The organism is Burkholderia sp. MSMB2157WGS, from assembly GCF_001532755.1.
In the GTDB taxonomy this organism is placed as follows: domain Bacteria; phylum Pseudomonadota; class Gammaproteobacteria; order Burkholderiales; family Burkholderiaceae; genus Burkholderia.
This window is the reverse complement of the sequence record NZ_LPJG01000016.1, coordinates 35853-49663: the sequence shown is the minus strand read 5'-3', so window position 1 is coordinate 49663 and position 13811 is coordinate 35853. Positions and strand designations below refer to the sequence as shown.

The 13811-nt window shown below is 67.7% G+C and carries 16 protein-coding genes and 1 pseudogene; 8 read left to right on the top strand and 9 right to left on the bottom strand.

What is annotated here, in order from left to right; genetic code table 11:
• Window positions 1-56: 56 nt before the first annotated feature.
• Complete coding sequence (locus WT53_RS10920; RefSeq protein WP_060259740.1) at window positions 57-3134, bottom strand: ATP-binding protein; 3078 nt, start codon at window positions 3132-3134, stop codon at window positions 57-59.
• A 363-nt stretch (window positions 3135-3497) separates the two neighbouring features.
• On the opposite strand from WT53_RS10920, the gene WT53_RS10915 reads away from it, so the two are divergent.
• The 5 genes and pseudogenes from WT53_RS10915 to WT53_RS10900 all read left to right on the top strand — a co-directional run bounded on the left by WT53_RS10915 (window position 3498) and on the right by WT53_RS10900 (window position 5595).
• Window positions 3498-3830 (top strand): DUF2322 family protein, encoded by a 333-nt coding sequence (locus WT53_RS10915; protein ID WP_060259737.1) that lies wholly within the window; start codon window positions 3498-3500, stop codon window positions 3828-3830.
• A gap of 39 nt (window positions 3831-3869) precedes the next feature.
• Window positions 3870-4025, top strand: a pseudogene (locus WT53_RS34300) (bacterioferritin-associated ferredoxin); the annotation flags it as partial.
• A 109-nt stretch (window positions 4026-4134) separates the two neighbouring features.
• A complete protein-coding gene (locus tag WT53_RS10910; protein WP_060259734.1) occupies window positions 4135-4767 on the top strand; it encodes a LysE family translocator in 633 nt (210 codons plus the stop codon).
• Between the two features lie 275 nt (window positions 4768-5042).
• Window positions 5043-5321 carry a type II toxin-antitoxin system RelE/ParE family toxin gene (locus WT53_RS10905; RefSeq protein ID WP_306453927.1) on the top strand — a complete coding sequence of 93 codons (279 nt, stop codon included), beginning with the start codon at window positions 5043-5045 and terminating at the stop codon, window positions 5319-5321.
• Complete coding sequence (locus WT53_RS10900) at window positions 5308-5595, top strand: helix-turn-helix domain-containing protein (RefSeq protein WP_034205639.1); 288 nt, start codon at window positions 5308-5310, stop codon at window positions 5593-5595. Before WT53_RS10905 ends, WT53_RS10900 begins: the two co-directional genes overlap by 14 nt.
• Before the next feature lie 46 nt (window positions 5596-5641).
• Here the strand turns inward: WT53_RS10900 and WT53_RS10895 are convergent, their stop codons facing one another.
• Both WT53_RS10895 and WT53_RS10890 read right to left on the bottom strand, forming a co-directional pair.
• Window positions 5642-6211, bottom strand: coding sequence for a hypothetical protein (locus WT53_RS10895; protein WP_034205640.1), 570 nt, complete (start codon window positions 6209-6211; stop codon window positions 5642-5644).
• Between the two features lie 218 nt (window positions 6212-6429).
• Window positions 6430-6888: an Lrp/AsnC family transcriptional regulator gene (locus WT53_RS10890; protein ID WP_006486309.1), complete on the bottom strand. Its 459-nt coding sequence runs from the start codon at window positions 6886-6888 to the stop codon at window positions 6430-6432.
• A 125-nt stretch (window positions 6889-7013) separates the two neighbouring features.
• Here WT53_RS10890 and WT53_RS10885 point away from each other — a divergent pair, with 125 nt between their 5' ends.
• The 3 genes from WT53_RS10885 (at window position 7014) to surE (ending at window position 9016) form a co-directional block, all read left to right on the top strand.
• Window positions 7014-7748, top strand: a complete 735-nt coding sequence (locus WT53_RS10885; protein ID WP_060259730.1) for an AzlC family ABC transporter permease — start codon at window positions 7014-7016, stop codon at window positions 7746-7748.
• Complete coding sequence (locus tag WT53_RS10880) at window positions 7741-8049, top strand: AzlD family protein (protein WP_060259727.1); 309 nt, start codon at window positions 7741-7743, stop codon at window positions 8047-8049. The genes WT53_RS10885 and WT53_RS10880 overlap by 8 nt, the downstream gene beginning before the upstream one ends.
• 187 nt (window positions 8050-8236) lie before the next feature.
• Window positions 8237-9016, top strand: a complete 780-nt coding sequence (gene surE, locus WT53_RS10875; protein ID WP_060259724.1) for a 5'/3'-nucleotidase SurE — start codon at window positions 8237-8239, stop codon at window positions 9014-9016.
• A gap of 68 nt (window positions 9017-9084) precedes the next feature.
• On the opposite strand, the gene WT53_RS10870 is transcribed toward surE, so the two are convergent.
• The 6 genes from WT53_RS10870 to WT53_RS10845 all read right to left on the bottom strand — a co-directional run bounded on the left by WT53_RS10870 (window position 9085) and on the right by WT53_RS10845 (window position 13792).
• The gene (locus WT53_RS10870; RefSeq protein ID WP_060259720.1) at window positions 9085-9906 is read right to left on the bottom strand and encodes an SDR family NAD(P)-dependent oxidoreductase; all 822 of its coding nucleotides are present in this window, start codon (window positions 9904-9906) and stop codon (window positions 9085-9087) included.
• Between the two features lie 74 nt (window positions 9907-9980).
• Window positions 9981-10409, bottom strand: coding sequence for a hypothetical protein (locus WT53_RS10865; protein WP_230624838.1), 429 nt, complete (start codon window positions 10407-10409; stop codon window positions 9981-9983).
• Entirely contained in the window at window positions 10406-10873 is a 468-nt protein-coding gene (locus tag WT53_RS10860) for a cupin domain-containing protein (protein ID WP_034205646.1), read from the bottom strand. Before WT53_RS10860 ends, WT53_RS10865 begins: the two co-directional genes overlap by 4 nt.
• 187 nt (window positions 10874-11060) lie before the next feature.
• On the bottom strand, window positions 11061-12413 hold the full coding sequence (locus WT53_RS10855) for an aminotransferase class V-fold PLP-dependent enzyme (RefSeq protein ID WP_060259717.1): 1353 nt from the start codon (window positions 12411-12413) through the stop codon (window positions 11061-11063).
• 20 nt (window positions 12414-12433) lie between these two features.
• Entirely contained in the window at window positions 12434-12733 is a 300-nt protein-coding gene (locus WT53_RS10850) for a helix-turn-helix transcriptional regulator (protein WP_034205648.1), read from the bottom strand.
• A gap of 177 nt (window positions 12734-12910) precedes the next feature.
• On the bottom strand, window positions 12911-13792 hold the full coding sequence (locus WT53_RS10845) for a LysR family transcriptional regulator (RefSeq protein WP_060259714.1): 882 nt from the start codon (window positions 13790-13792) through the stop codon (window positions 12911-12913).
• Between the last annotated feature and the right edge of the window lie 19 nt (window positions 13793-13811).

Below are 13811 nucleotides of genomic sequence, written 5' to 3'. Positions count from 1 at the left end.
TGTCTGCCTTCCCCGTTCGACGCCGGCGGTCTGCGCCGCCGTGACGTCCCGTTCTCTTATCTTCCCGGCCAATGCGCCGCTGCTGCGGCCATCGCACCCGATGCCTGCCGCTCGTCCGCCGCGCCGGCAGGAAAGTCGATCCCGCGCCGTCGTGCGATGCGTGCGAGACCGCGACGCAGATCGGCCAGCGTCACCGGCTTGGTCAACACGCATTCGACGTTCGATGCCGCGTAACGCCGCGCATCGTCGGGCGCGAGGTGCGATGCCACGACGATCATGTCGCACGCGAGCCCGCGCGCACGGACGGCTTCCGCCAGTTCGCGGGCCGGCATGTCGGGCAGGTCGGCGCCGAGCAGCAGCACGTCCCACGAACCGTCCGCGAGCGCATCGATCGCGGTGCCACCGGACACCACGCACCGGACCACGCAGCCGAGCACGTCCAGTTGCTCGCGGAAAAGCGACCCGTTGACGGATGCATCGTCGGCGATCAGCACCCGCGGCGCTCGTATGCCGGTGCCGGGCGCCGCCGGCGCGCGCGCATCGGTGGCGCGGTGCGGCTCGCGCGTCGACTCGGCGATGGCGGTACGCGCCTGTGCGATCGCCGTACGCAGCCCGTTCAGCGAATAGCTCGACACGCGGATCGTACGGCCCGCGACGGCCGGCTGCAGCGGGCCGTCCGGGGTCGCCAGCACGACCGGCGTGCCGCCGCCCAGGCTGTCGAGCTCCTCCCGCCGCCATCGGTCGGAATCGCCGAAGAGCACGATCGCGTGAGCACGCGCGAGGCACCCGGCGGCAATTCCGATCGGACTCGGATGCATCGCGACGTCGAAACCCCACGCACGCAGATGCGGAAAGGCGAATGCGCGCCACGCATCCTCCGGTGACACGACGATCAGCGTCCGGCCCGCGCCGAAGCCGGCCCCGCAGGGGGGCGCGATGCCCATGCGCAGCGGCAAGCGCACGGTAAACAGGCTGCCGACACCCGGCGCGCTGTCGACGGAAATCGTCCCGCCCATCGCCGCGACCAGCCGATCGCAAAGCGCAAGGCCGAGGCCGGTGCCGCCGTAGCGCCGCGTGATCGATGCGTCGACCTGCGAGAACGGCTTGAACAGCCTGGCTTGCTGCGCGCGCTCGATGCCGATGCCCGTATCCTCGATACCGATCGAGAGTTCGGGCACGCCGCGCCCGTTCCGCCCGGCTGCGACGCGCGCGACGATGCGGCCCTCGCTCGTGAACTTGATCGCGTTGCTCAACAGGTTGTCGACCACCTGTGCGAGCCGCGTCGGGTCGCCGCGCATCCGCTGATTCCCGCTCGCGTCGATATCGGCGAACAACGGCAATCCTTTCGCCTTTGCAACCGACGCGAATGCCGCCAGCTCGCGCTCGATCACCGCGATCACGTCGAACTCGATCGATTCGACCGACATCGCGCCGGCTTCGATCTTCGAGAAATCGAGAATGTCGCTGACGATCGCAAGCAAGCCCCGAGCCGACGCGCGCAGCGTCTGCACACGGCTCTGCTGCGATGCATCGAGCGCCGTGCGCTCGAGCAACTCGAGGTTGCCGAGAATCACGTTCAGCGGCGTGCGAATTTCATGGCTCGTCGCGGCGAGAAACGACGACTTGGCCGCATTCGCCGAATCGGCCGCGCGCACGGCCTCCTCGAGCTGATGCACGAGCCGGCGCTGCGCGGTCGTATCGGCGAAGGCCGCGATCAGCACGTCCTCGCCCTGGTAACGCGCGCCGTGCGCGATGATCTCCAGATGCAGCGGCGCGTCGCCGTGCTCGTCGAGCACGAGCTCGTTCATCATCGTCCCGCCGGCGCCGCCGTTCGCGACGAACGTGTCGTACCGGTCGAGCAGTTGCGCGCACAGCTCATGGTGATCGCCGCCGTGCGGGCGCAGCATGTGCGTCAGCGTGTCGCTCGCGAGCATCACGCGCCGGTCGGACAGCGACACCAGCGCGATGCCGACGGGCGCCATCGCGATCACGCTGCGGCACAGCGCCTCGCTGTCGAACACGCGCGCCGAACGCGCGTAGACCGGCACCAGCACACGCCGGTGAAATCGCACGAGCAGCACCCACATCACCGCAATCGCGACGAGCGTCGCCGCCATCAGCGCGCCGGCCTGCACACCGATGCCGGCCGCGACGTCCGCCCACGAGAGCACGTAGGCAATGGTCCAGCCGGTTGTCGCGAGCCGGCTGCGGAACACGATCGCGCCGTCGCGGAAGAGCGGCTCGCCGGACGCCTGGCTACCCTGCGCGACGTCGAGCTTCAGCAGGCGCTCGGTCAGCGCGCCGGTGCGCTGGACGCCGGGATCGACCGCGATCAGCCGGTTGTCCTGCGACGCGATGAAGAACGCACCGGCCAACGCGCGGCCGGGCAGCCACGACAGCAGGTAGTCCGGTGCGTATTCGGTGACCAGCACCGCGAACGGCTGGCCGCCGGCGCGCGCTTCGGCGGCGATCCGCACGCGCACCTGCCCGGTGACGGGATTCTCGTAGGGCGGCAGCCAGCGGACGTTCGGCCGACCGTCGTTCGCCGCCGCCGGCTGCCCGTCGAAATCGACGCGCAGCGCCGCGAGCACGTGCGCTCGCGCATCGGCCGACGCGAGCGCGGGATTGTCGCGCGACAGATGCGGCACCAGGCCGAACATGCCCGTGCGCGTGCTGTAGTGGTAGCCCTCGAGCGTGCGCCCGCGATTGATCGAGCTCGCCGCGCAGATGCGCGACAGCATGAACGACAGCGCGAGGTAGCGCGCGACCTCGTCGCGCTGCGCGGTTTGCCCCGGCACGCCGACCACGAGCGACGGATACGGCTTGATCGCGAACTGCTGGTCGTTCGCGAAAAACGTATTCACGACGTCGGCAGGCGCCGCGCCGATCTCGCGCCAGATGAGTTGCGTGTTCGTGACGCCGTTGCGGAACGACGTCTCGGCCACCTGCACCTCGTCGACGGCCTCCTCCACGCCGTTCAGGAAATTGCGCCGCTCGCCGTCCAGATAGCCGTAGACGATCGACGTGATCCCGAGCCCGCAGGCGATCAGGATCAGGATCGTGACGACGATGCCGCCCCCGAACACCGAAATGCTCTGGTAGCGGCGAATGGACTGAAGCGTGGTGTCTGGCATGGGTCGGCGTGACGTCTCCGGCAAGGCGGCCCGGCGGCGAATTCGCCGCCGGACCGGGCGTCACGATGGAAACATTCGGGATAGTGATATCCCGATCATGCCAAACGACTCTGCGAAAATCAGTCTTGTATTATCCTTTTAGTACACGTCTGATTTGTTTTAAAACTTGTTTTGAACTCGAACGAATCATCGTGTTGCGATCTTCGTTGCAAGCGTCGGCCGGCCGGGCCGCCGACGGCAGCCGATGGTCGTATGCCCGACTGGCTCCGACATCCCGCTGCAGGTCAGGTGGACCCTCGCTGATCGGATAACATACCGGTCGGTCAACCCGACCCATGATCCAACCCCAACCGAGTGCTTCAAGTGATTCGACCGACCCCAGTATTCAAGGACAACCTCGCGCAACTGCCGGCCATCGACGGCATCGCGCACATCGATCTCGTCGGCGCGAACGGCGACGTGGTCGCGACCATCGAGAACCAGCCGGGCAAGCAGGGCTCGCTCGCGGTGTACCACTATCTGAAGCAGGCGTTCGGATCCCTCGACGCGAAAGCGGCCGAACACGGCCTCGCGGTGTTCGCCGAACATACGGCCGACGCGCGCAATCGTCCGGGCGCGCACCCGAACGTCGATCGTCTGCTGGCGATCGCCGCCGGCGGCGAAGCGCTGCGCATCGACGTCGTCGCGAAAGGCTGAGCGACGCGGCGGCCGGCACGCCGCCGCTTCCTGCCGCGAGAGCGCGAGATCCGGGCGACGCTGTCGGCCCGTCTCGCCGATGCGACGTCGGCAGAACGGTCGGCAGGGTTGCAGGCGCAACTGAAGTACGGCACGCAGTGCGGGTCGTGCGTGCCCGAACTGCGGCGGACGATCGCCGAGACCGCATCGTCGTAGCGGGCGGCTCCGGTGAGGCGCCGGCCGTCTCTCGCATCGCGATTGACTGCCCGCGACGGCGTTCCTAAACTGATCTCCCTTTCACGCCTCGTCGGCGAAAGGGGTTCCCGTGATCGATCTCTCCACGCTCGTGCTGTTCTCCGGCGCGTGTCTCGCGCTGACCGCCACGCCCGGCCCCGACATGCTGCTGATCGCGTCCCGCAGCGTGAGCCAGGGCCGCCGCGCCGGCTTCGCGACGCTCGCGGGCATTCAGGCCGGCACCTACTGCCATGCACTCGCGGCGGCGCTCGGGCTGTCGCAGCTCTTCGTCGCGGTGCCGCTCGCGTATGACGTCGTGCGTTTCGCGGGCGCCGCATATCTGCTGTATCTCGCGTGGAAAACCTTCCGTTCGGATGCGACCGCGCTGTCGCCCGTCGCGTCGCAACGTCGCCGTTCGACCGCGGCGATCTTCCGCCAAGGGCTGACGACCAACCTGCTGAACCCGAAGATGGCGCTGTTCGTCCTCGCGCTGTTTCCGCAGTTCGTGCGGCCCGAACACGGCTCGATCGCCGTGCAGATTCTCGTGCTGGCGACCGTGCTCAACCTGATCGGGATCGTCGTGAACGGCGCGGTGATTCTCTCCGCGAGCCGGCTGAACCGGCGGATCGGCGCGCGCCGCCGGCCATCGAAGGTGCCGCAATATCTGCTCGGCACGGTGTTCGTCGGTCTCGCCGCGCGGCTCGCGGTGGCGGGGCGCAACTGATCGTCTCCCCTTCCGACGTGCACGGACACGCCTGATACCCATTCGGACGACTGGTCGAATCAGGGTCGACGGAAAAACAATCAGGCTCGTACACGATCAACGAAGCACCGGCGCAACGTCCCGCATTCCGGTGCATCCCGTCCATCTACCACGCTGCCCTCGCCACCTGCGCGACGACACCGCTTCTTGCATGGGGATAACATATTTGTTACTATTCAAACCAGCGCTATGAAATCCGGTTCTTCAACGAGCGTGTCGAGGCAGGCATTTTTGCGTTGCCGAAGACACTGATCGCCAGGTTCTTCGCACTCGCCGACCGTATGGAGCAGTACGGCCCGAATCTGGGTGAGCCTCACACCAAGGCGATGGGCGACGGTTTGTTTGAAATGCGCCTGAAGGGCGCGGAAGGTATCGCCCGCGTGTTTTACTGCGCGGTCGTCAACCGGCAGATCGTCATGCTTCACTGCTTCGTGAAGAAGGCCCGGCAAACGCCGCAGAAAGAGCTGGATACCGCGCACCGCCGATTAAGGGAGGTTCGAGATGGCAACCTATAAGGCACTGCGCGAACGCGCATTGGCCGATCCGGAGGTACGCGCCGAGTACGAACGGTTGAACCGGGAAGAATTCGCGCTGCTCGATGCGATGCTTGCCGCCCGGCGAGCCGCCGGTCTTTCGCAAGCCGATATTGCAGCGCGCATGGGAACGAAAGCACCTGCCATCACGCGGCTCGAACGTTCTCTCGCCACCGGCCAGCACTCCCCGTCGATCGAAACGCTGCGCAAGTACGCCGCCGCTTGCGGCAAAAAACTCGTGATCTCTTTCGCCTGAATCGCCCCGACACCCGGACACGCATCGGCCGGCCTCCAGCAGCACTTCAGCGCGTCGCCCCCAGCGCGACGCGCAGCCGCTCCATCAACTGCGTGTAATGCCGCAGCACGTCGTCCCTGGGCACGACATTCGCGGTCGAGAAACGCTCGGACCACGCCGGCTTCCATTCATACGAACCGTGCACGCTGCGGTCGCCGTCGGGCGCGTGGATCAGCGAGCGGATCCGCGCGTCGCGGCCGGGCCCCGTATGCATCTCGAACAGCGCGTGGATGAACGTGTGATACGCGTCGTACACGTCGTCGTCGAACAGGTAGCGGTAGATGTGGAACGTGCGGTCGAGGTCGCGCTTCGCGCGGATCACGTCGTCCGGCGAGATGTCCTTCCAGTAGCCGATCCACGTGTAGAAGCACAGCAGCGCATTGAGCTGCGGTGCGACCGTGTCGTACAGCGCGAGCCGCTTCTCGATCAGCCGCTGGTTGGTCCACTGCACGAGTTCGAGCCGCTTCAGCCGGCGCGCGACGAGCCAGCCGAGACACGCGACCGACAACGGCGTCAGCACGCCGAGCACGAGCTTGACGATTTCCAGCGAATTCCACGGCGTATTGAATGGCTGCATGTAAGGCCCGACAGGAAGAAACGCATTCGCTCCGACGCATGACCGGCGCGCCGCGCCGTCTGGCCGATCGCGTCGGCATTGACCGTTAGTTGCTTGCACATCGAACGATGAGCGGCACACGGGCCATCCGTGCGACGCGACGCACGCCATCAGTTTATCCGGCGATCGTCACCGCGCGATGACGGCTCGTCGACGCGCCGCCGCGCGGCCGCCCCGCTTCAGGTCGGTAGCGCCGACGTGAGTTTGACCTTTTGCATCGGAATGTCGGTCTTCACGCTGAGCACGCCGGGAATGCGCGTCAGGTATTCCATCTGGAAGCGTCGGTAATCGTCGATGTCGGCCGCGACGACGCGCAGCAGGAAATCGCAGTCGCCGGCCATCAGGTGGCATTCGACGACCTCCGGCATCTGCTGGACCGCCTCGGCAAAACGGTTCACCGATTCCGCGTCCTGCCCCTTCAGCCACACGCGTGTGAAGATCGTCAGCCCCTTGCCGACCTTCGCCGGGTTCAGCACGGCCACGTATTTCTCGATCACGCCGGCTTCCTCGAGAAGCCGCACGCGCCGCAGGCACGGCGACGGCGACAACCCGACCTCGTGCGCCAGCTCCACGTTCTGCATGCGGCCGTCGCGCTGCAGCGCGCTCAGGATCCGGCGGTCGATGGCATCCAGTTTCATTTGGCATCCGATTCCAAAAAATTCACACATCCAGCGTTCGATGCCAAATTCTGCGAAATATCTGGCGACAACGCAATCCGATTCGAGTCAAAAAAGCAGACAATCCCTCCCCCGAAGGAGGAGTGATGAGCAGTAGCGTTTCAACGTCGTCCGGGCTTCGCGACAAGCCCGCGTATCTTGCCGAGATGGGTCGCGGATTGCGCGCGGCGCTGCCCGTCATGCTGGGTTTCGTACCGTTCGCGCTCGTGCTGGGCGCACAGGCGGCGCAAAAAGGGCTGAGCCTGTTCGAGGTGCCGATGATGACGGGCCTGAACTTCGGCGGCGGCTCCGAGTTCGCGGCGATCCATCTGTGGACGTCGCCGCCGCACATCGCGCTGATCGTCGCGATGTCGTTCCTCGTGAATTCGCGCCACATCCTGATGGGCGCCGCGTTCGCGCCGTATATCAGGCGCCTGCCGCGCCGCCGCGCCTTCCTCGCGCTGTTCTTCATGTGCGACGAGAGCTGGGCGATGTCGCTCGCCGACGCGCGCTCGCGCTCGGCCGCGCACATCAGCGTCCCCTACTACGCGGGCGTGTGCTCGGGGCTCTACCTGACGTGGATCTCGATGACCACGCTCGGCGCGGCGGTCGGCCCGACGATCGGCAACGTCGAACAATACGGCTTCGACATGGCGTTCACGGCCGTGTTTCTGGTGCTGCTGCGCGGCATGTGGAAAGGCGTGCGCGCGAGCCGCCCGTGGTTCGTGAGCCTCGTCGTCGCCGCGGCCACCCATCTCGCGCTGCCCGGCGCGTGGTACGTCGCGGCCGGCGCATGCGCGGGGCTGATCGCCGCGCTGCTGTGGGAGCCGCGCGATGCCTGAGCTTCCGGATTTCGGCACGGTCGCGACGATCGTGCTGATGGCGTCGACCACCTACCTGTCGCGCATCCTCGGCTACGTGCTGCTGCGCAACCGCACGCTGAGCCCGCGGATGGCGTCGGTCATGGAGAACGTGCCGGGCTGCGTGCTGATCTCGGTGATCGCGCCGGCGTTCGTGTCGACGCGCCCGGCCGACCTGCTCGCGCTCGCGATCACGCTCGTCGCGGCGACGCGCCTGTCGATCCTGCCGACCGTCATCGTCGGCGTCGTGTCGGCCGGCCTGCTGCGCCATCTGCTCGGTTGAGCGCTTCCCGCCGGCCACGCCGGCAATCCATTCCACGACACGACGAACGGGCGCGCGATGCGCCCGTTTCACGTCCGCGCCGACCGCCACCCGGTGGTGACACGACGATCCTCGCGCCGGAGTGCTAGCCTTGTGGCTTGCGCCACGCCGCACTCCCCTCTCATCGTCCTTCGCGAGGATCGTCCCGATGCCAGAAACCCGCCCGCTGTTCGACCGTGTCCTGCTCACCAACGACGACGGATTCGACGCCCCCGGCCTTGAAATACTCGAACAAGTCGCCACGCAACTCGCGCGCGAAGTGTGGATCGTCGCGCCGGCCGAAGACCAGAGCGGCACGTCGCACTCGCTGAGCCTGCACGAACCGCTGCGCGTGCATCGCAAGGGCGAGCGCCGCTTCGCGGTGCGCGGCACGCCCGGCGATTGCGTCGCGATCGCGGTCAGCCACCTGATGAAGGGGGCGCGGCCCGACGTCGTGCTGTCCGGCGTGAATCGCGGCGCGAACCTCGGCACCGAAACGGTGTTTTCCGGCACGGTCGGCGCGGCGATGACGAGCATGCTGGTCGGCGTGCCGGCCATCGCGCTGAGCCAGGCGTTCGCCGATCGCCACGCCGTGCCGTGGAACACGGCGCTCGCGCATGCGCCGGACGTCATCCGCCGGCTCGCCGCCGCCGGCTGGGACAGCGACGCGTGCGTCAACGTGAATTTCCCGGCGCGACCGGCCGAGGACGTGCGCGGCCTGAAGGTGACGAGCCAGGGCGCCGGCACGCTGCAGGGCGTCGAGATCGTGTCGGGACGCGATCCGCGCGACATCGAATATCACTGGCTGAAGCTCGCGCGCGCACCGCGCGACGACGACGCGAATTCGGAAACGGTCGCACTCGGCGAAGGATATATCGCGGTCACGCCGCTGAAGTTCGAGCGCACGCATGAGCAAGCGCTCGCGCGGCTGCGCTCGAACCTCGGCTGAGCGCACGCGCCTTCGAATGGTGGGCGGTCGCGCGACATGCGTTGCCTGCGCGCCGCCGTATCGCCGTATCACGTCAGATTCAACCCGCCGTCGAGCATCACGATCTCGCCCGTCACGTAATCGGATGCGACGAGCATCGCGACCGTCTGGGCGATATCGTCCGGCGTCGCCGCGCGGCGCATCGGCGCGCGCTCGCGCCAGAGCTGCTGCGCGTCCGTCCAGTCGGCGGTCAGCGGCGTATCGACGAGCCCCGGCGCGACCGCATTGACGCGAATCGCCGGCGCGAGCGTACGCGCGAGCAGCCGCGTCGTGTGATTGAGCGCGGCCTTCGCGGCCGCATACGGAATCGACGCGCCCTTCGGCCGCCCCCCCGCATGCGAACTGACGTTCACGACGCACCCGGCCCGCCCGTGCGACGCCGCCTCGCGCAATGCAGCCTCCGCTTCGGCCACCAGCCGAAACGGCGCGATCACGTTGATTTCGTGCATCTCGCGCCACACGTCGGGCGTGGCGGCCGCGAGGTCGTCATGCGGAATCACGCGGCTGATGCCCGCATTGTTGACGAGCACGTCGAGCCGCCCGTGCACGGCGAGCGCGTCGCGGATCAGCCGCACGCGCTCCGCATCGTCCGCGAGATCGGCCTGCACGTAGACCGCGCCGAGTTCGCGCGCCATCGCATGCCCGGCGTCGGCCGAGCGGCGCGAATGCAGGATCACGGCGTAGCCGTCGGCTGCCAGGCGGCGGGCGATGGCCGCGCCGATTCCCGACGTCGAGCCGGTGACGAGCGCGACCGGCCGGTGCACGCGCGACGCGCGCGGCTCGGCGGCGGCTTCGGTTTCGGCGGCCGTTTCGGCAATCGGGGAAGACATCGGCGGGAGCGGCGCGTCCATGGCGTGAACCCTGTCAGTGGCGATCCCGCATCATAAGCGCGACGCGGCCGCGAGAAGCAAATTCGTCCTTTGGATCACTGCCACCGGTACATGAGCCAGAACACGAAGCCCGCCACGGCCCCCAGCCCCACGAACGCAAGAAACCCGAAAACGACCGCCAGGCCGCCTTTGAAAACATCGTCATCCCGGAGGGCGGTGTAAATGAAATAGACGGCAATCCACGTCAACAACCCCGTGACGCTGCCGCACAGGCACGATGAAAACACGGACACGCGCCAGTATTTCATGACCAGCAGATATTGCGGGATCCCGAACGCTGCGGTACCGAGGTACGCGATTGGAACGGAATATTCGAGCGACCCGCGATCGTGGGTCAAACGCGACCACACCAGGCCGGGCACGAGCGCCGCGAGCGCAAACGCAACAAAAGGGACCTGACTCATCGAGGTAAGCGGCCCGCTGCTGCAACCATGCTCTGGAGATGACGTGCCATCGGCCGTCACCGCTGTTTCGGCAGCTCGACATACCCCTCGAGCTCGCCCGCGATATACAGCCGCTTGCCGATGCGCGGGTATTCGCACACGTCGTGCTCGAGCCGCTGCCCGCCGACGAGCAATTCAAGCGGCGCATCGCCGGTGTTCTGCACCGTATGCGCTTCGCCGCCGCGCGGAAATCCCAGAAAATCGCCGGGACCGATTTCACTGGCGCGCTCGCCGATCGTCACCGTGCCGGTGCCGGACAGCACGTACACGAATTCCTCTTCGTACAGGTGGCGATGATATTCGGCCGATTCGTGACCGGGCATCAGCGTGAGCAGATGAACGCCGAATTGCGTCAGGCCGGTCAAGTCGCTGAGTCGTCGCTTCAGACGAACGGCATTGGGATTGAGCGAATGCACCTCGCGCGTCGGTTCCATCTTCGCGATATCGGCGGCCTTCAGCAGTTCCCGGGGAAAGGGAGTCGACATGGGGATCTCTCGCAAGCGTGAATGCTTCGGTTGAACGCACGGTGCCGGCTGCGGCCCGGTGCAGCGGCTATTGTCCGACATTTTCGCGCTTGCAGACGTATCGCAAGCCCCGCAGGCCGCGTCGCACTTCATCGCATGCGATGAAGTTGCGTACGCAACCATTTCGACAGCGGACGACGCGCGACGCTCAACCCACGTGTACGCCGCGCAGCTTCGTCAGCAACGCGACGAGACGATCGACGTGCGCATCCTCGGTGCGCCACGACGACACGCTGATCCGAAACGCCGGCCGCCCCTGCCACACGGTCGTGCCGAACCACGCGTCGCCCGACGCCTGCGCGGCTTCGACGATCGCCGCCGTTTCCTCGTCGGTGCCGGCGCGCGCGAGCACCTGGTTCAGCACGACACGATTCAGCACGTCGTAGCCGGCCGCACGCAGGCCGTCCGCGACGCGTGCCGCCTGTGCGCAATGCCGTTCGACCATCGTCGCCACGCCGGCGCGGCCGAGCGACCGCAGCGCGGCCCACACGGGAATGCCGCGCGCGCGCCGCGAGAATTCGAGGTTCAGGTTCTTCTGCGCATCCTGCGCGCCGCTCAGGTAGACGGCGTCGCTGTTCATCGCGGTGGCGAGCGCGGCCGCATCGCGGCAGATCACCATCGCGCCGTCGTACGGCGTGTTGAGCCATTTGTGGCCGTCGGTCGTCCAGCTGTCGGCGCCGTCGATGCCGTCCGTCAGCGCGCGCTTGGACGACGCCCGCGCCCACAGGCCGAACGCGCCGTCCACGTGCACCCACGCGCCGGCCGCCTTCGCGGGCGGAATCAATGCCGCGAACGGATCGAATTCGCCGGTGTTCACTTCGCCGGCCTGCACGCAGAGAATGGTCATGTCATCGAGCGGCGGCAACTGCGCCGGGTCGATCCGGCCATGCGCATCGACCGGCGCGACGACGATGCGCTTCATCCCGAAGCCAAGTACGCGCAGCGCCTTCTTCACCGTGATGTGCGCGAGCGCGGAGATCACGACTTTCACTTCCGGCGCGCCGATCAGCCCGTCCTCGTCGATATCCCAGCCCTTGCGCGCGAGCAGCGCGCGCCGCGCGGCCACCAGCGCGACGAGCGTACACGCCGTCGCGCTCGTGCCGAAGCCGACCGCGCTGCCCTCGGGCAAGCCGAGTGCATCGACGACCCAACGCGCGGCCTGGCGCTCGAGCGTCGCCGCCACCGGCGAATTCGCATACGACGACGCGCATTGGTCCCACGCGAGCATCAGCCGCTCGGCCGCCGCCGCGGCCGGCAGCGTCGCGCCGATCACGAAGCCGAAGTAGTTCGGGCCGTTCGATGCGACGGTCGCGGGCGTGCCGCACTCGTCCAGCAGGCGCAGCACGTCGTCGGCCGGGCGGCCCGCGTCGGGCAGCGGTTCGTCGAACGCGGCGAGACCGGCCAGCGCGGCCGCGTCGGGAAACGCGCGCCGCTCGTTCGTGGCGGCCAGATACGCGTGCGCGCGCCGATCGGCGTCGGCCAGCAATGCAAGTTCGTCCATGTCGGTTGCCTCGGGCAGGGTCAGAGTTTCGAGAGATCGCGGCCGAGCCGCTGCAGCGCGCCGTCGATCCGCTTGTAGTACGTGAACTTGCCGACGCGGGTCGCCTGCACGAGCCCGGCATCCGCGAGGATGCGCATGTGGCGCGTGGTCGTGGCCGGCGCGATGCCGAGCTTCTCGGTGATGTACGTGCAGCACACGCCGAGTTCGTCGACGTCGCCATGCGGTTGCGGCGGGAAATGCTTGCGCGGCTGCTTGAGCCAGCGCAGCACGGCGAGACGGCTTTCGTTGGCCAAGGCGCTGATGCGGGTGACGTCGTCCATGAGGTGCGGTTTCGTTTTACGTTTTGAATATTAGCTAAATGACGAAATATGGGCAACGGGTCTGAACGGTGGTTTCGGCCCGCGATGCCGCGCGCCGTTGCGCCCCCTCGCGCATTCGATGCGATCGCAGCGAGACCGGCGCCGCAACGGCTCGCAGGCCGCGCGGGCCACGTGCCTTTACGCCAGCGCCTGCGCGAGTCGATCGATCAACGCCCGCACGCGCCGCGGCTGCGCGACGCTCCCCGGATAGACGATCTGCAGATCCACGTCGCCCGGCGAGAACGCATCGAGCACCTCGACGAGCGCACCCGACGCCAGATCCCGCTCGACGTCGACCAGCGACTTCAGCGCGACGCCGTGCCCCGCGATGCACCACGCGCGCACGAGCGCCCCGTCGTTGGCGACACGCCGCCCGCGCACCGCCACGCGCTTCAACGCGCCATCGATATTGAACGGCCATTCGGCATACAGCTCCTGGCCGAAGCGCATCACGATGCAGTCGTGCTGGCCGAGCTCGTCCGGATGCATCGGCCTGCCATGCGCGGCGAGATACGCAGGCGACGCACACACCACGCGCCGCGCCCGGCCGAGCGAACGGCTGCGCAGCGAACTGTCCGCCAGCGTGCCGCGGCGGATCGCGAAATCGAGCCCCTGCCCGACGAGGTCGACATACCCGTCGCCGAGATGCAGGTCGACCGTCACGCCCGGATGTTCGGCCAGGAACGCGTCGACGACGGGCACGACGCGCTCGCGCCCGAGATCGGCCGGCGCGCTCAGCCGCACCGGCCCCGACAGCGTCTGCACGCCCAGCCGCACACGGCTTTCGAGCTCGTCGGCCTCGGCCAGCAGGCGCCGCGCGCCCTCCACCAGCGTGCGCCCCTCGTCGGTCAGGCTGATCGCGCGCGTCGTGCGCGTGAGCAGCGCCGCGCCGTAGTGGCGCTCGAGCGCCGTCAGCCGCTCGGACACCGTGGCCGGCGACAGGCCGACCTCGCGGCCGGCCGCGGCCAGCCCGCCCTTTTCCACGATGCGCAGGAACAGCGCGAGGTTGTCGAGCAGCATTGTTCGCTCCTTCCGAAGG

What these genes read in the sequence shown, in the direction of transcription:
- WT53_RS10920 (WP_060259740.1), bottom strand. Translation starts at nt 3,134, where the DNA reads ATGCCAGACACCACGCTTCAGTCCATTCGCCGCTACCAGAGCATTTCG.
- WT53_RS10900 (WP_034205639.1), top strand. Translation starts at nt 5,308, where the DNA reads ATGGCAACCTATAAGGCACTGCGCGAACGCGCATTGGCCGATCCGGAG.
- WT53_RS10895 (WP_034205640.1), bottom strand. Translation starts at nt 6,211, where the DNA reads ATGCAGCCATTCAATACGCCGTGGAATTCGCTGGAAATCGTCAAGCTC.
- WT53_RS10890 (WP_006486309.1), bottom strand. Translation starts at nt 6,888, where the DNA reads ATGAAACTGGATGCCATCGACCGCCGGATCCTGAGCGCGCTGCAGCGC.
- WT53_RS10885 (WP_060259730.1), top strand. Translation starts at nt 7,014, where the DNA reads ATGAGCAGTAGCGTTTCAACGTCGTCCGGGCTTCGCGACAAGCCCGCG.
- WT53_RS10880 (WP_060259727.1), top strand. Translation starts at nt 7,741, where the DNA reads ATGCCTGAGCTTCCGGATTTCGGCACGGTCGCGACGATCGTGCTGATG.
- surE (WP_060259724.1), top strand. Translation starts at nt 8,237, where the DNA reads ATGCCAGAAACCCGCCCGCTGTTCGACCGTGTCCTGCTCACCAACGAC.
- WT53_RS10870 (WP_060259720.1), bottom strand. Translation starts at nt 9,906, where the DNA reads ATGGACGCGCCGCTCCCGCCGATGTCTTCCCCGATTGCCGAAACGGCC.
- WT53_RS10860 (WP_034205646.1), bottom strand. Translation starts at nt 10,873, where the DNA reads ATGTCGACTCCCTTTCCCCGGGAACTGCTGAAGGCCGCCGATATCGCG.
- WT53_RS10855 (WP_060259717.1), bottom strand. Translation starts at nt 12,413, where the DNA reads ATGGACGAACTTGCATTGCTGGCCGACGCCGATCGGCGCGCGCACGCG.
- WT53_RS10850 (WP_034205648.1), bottom strand. Translation starts at nt 12,733, where the DNA reads ATGGACGACGTCACCCGCATCAGCGCCTTGGCCAACGAAAGCCGTCTC.
- WT53_RS10845 (WP_060259714.1), bottom strand. Translation starts at nt 13,792, where the DNA reads ATGCTGCTCGACAACCTCGCGCTGTTCCTGCGCATCGTGGAAAAGGGC.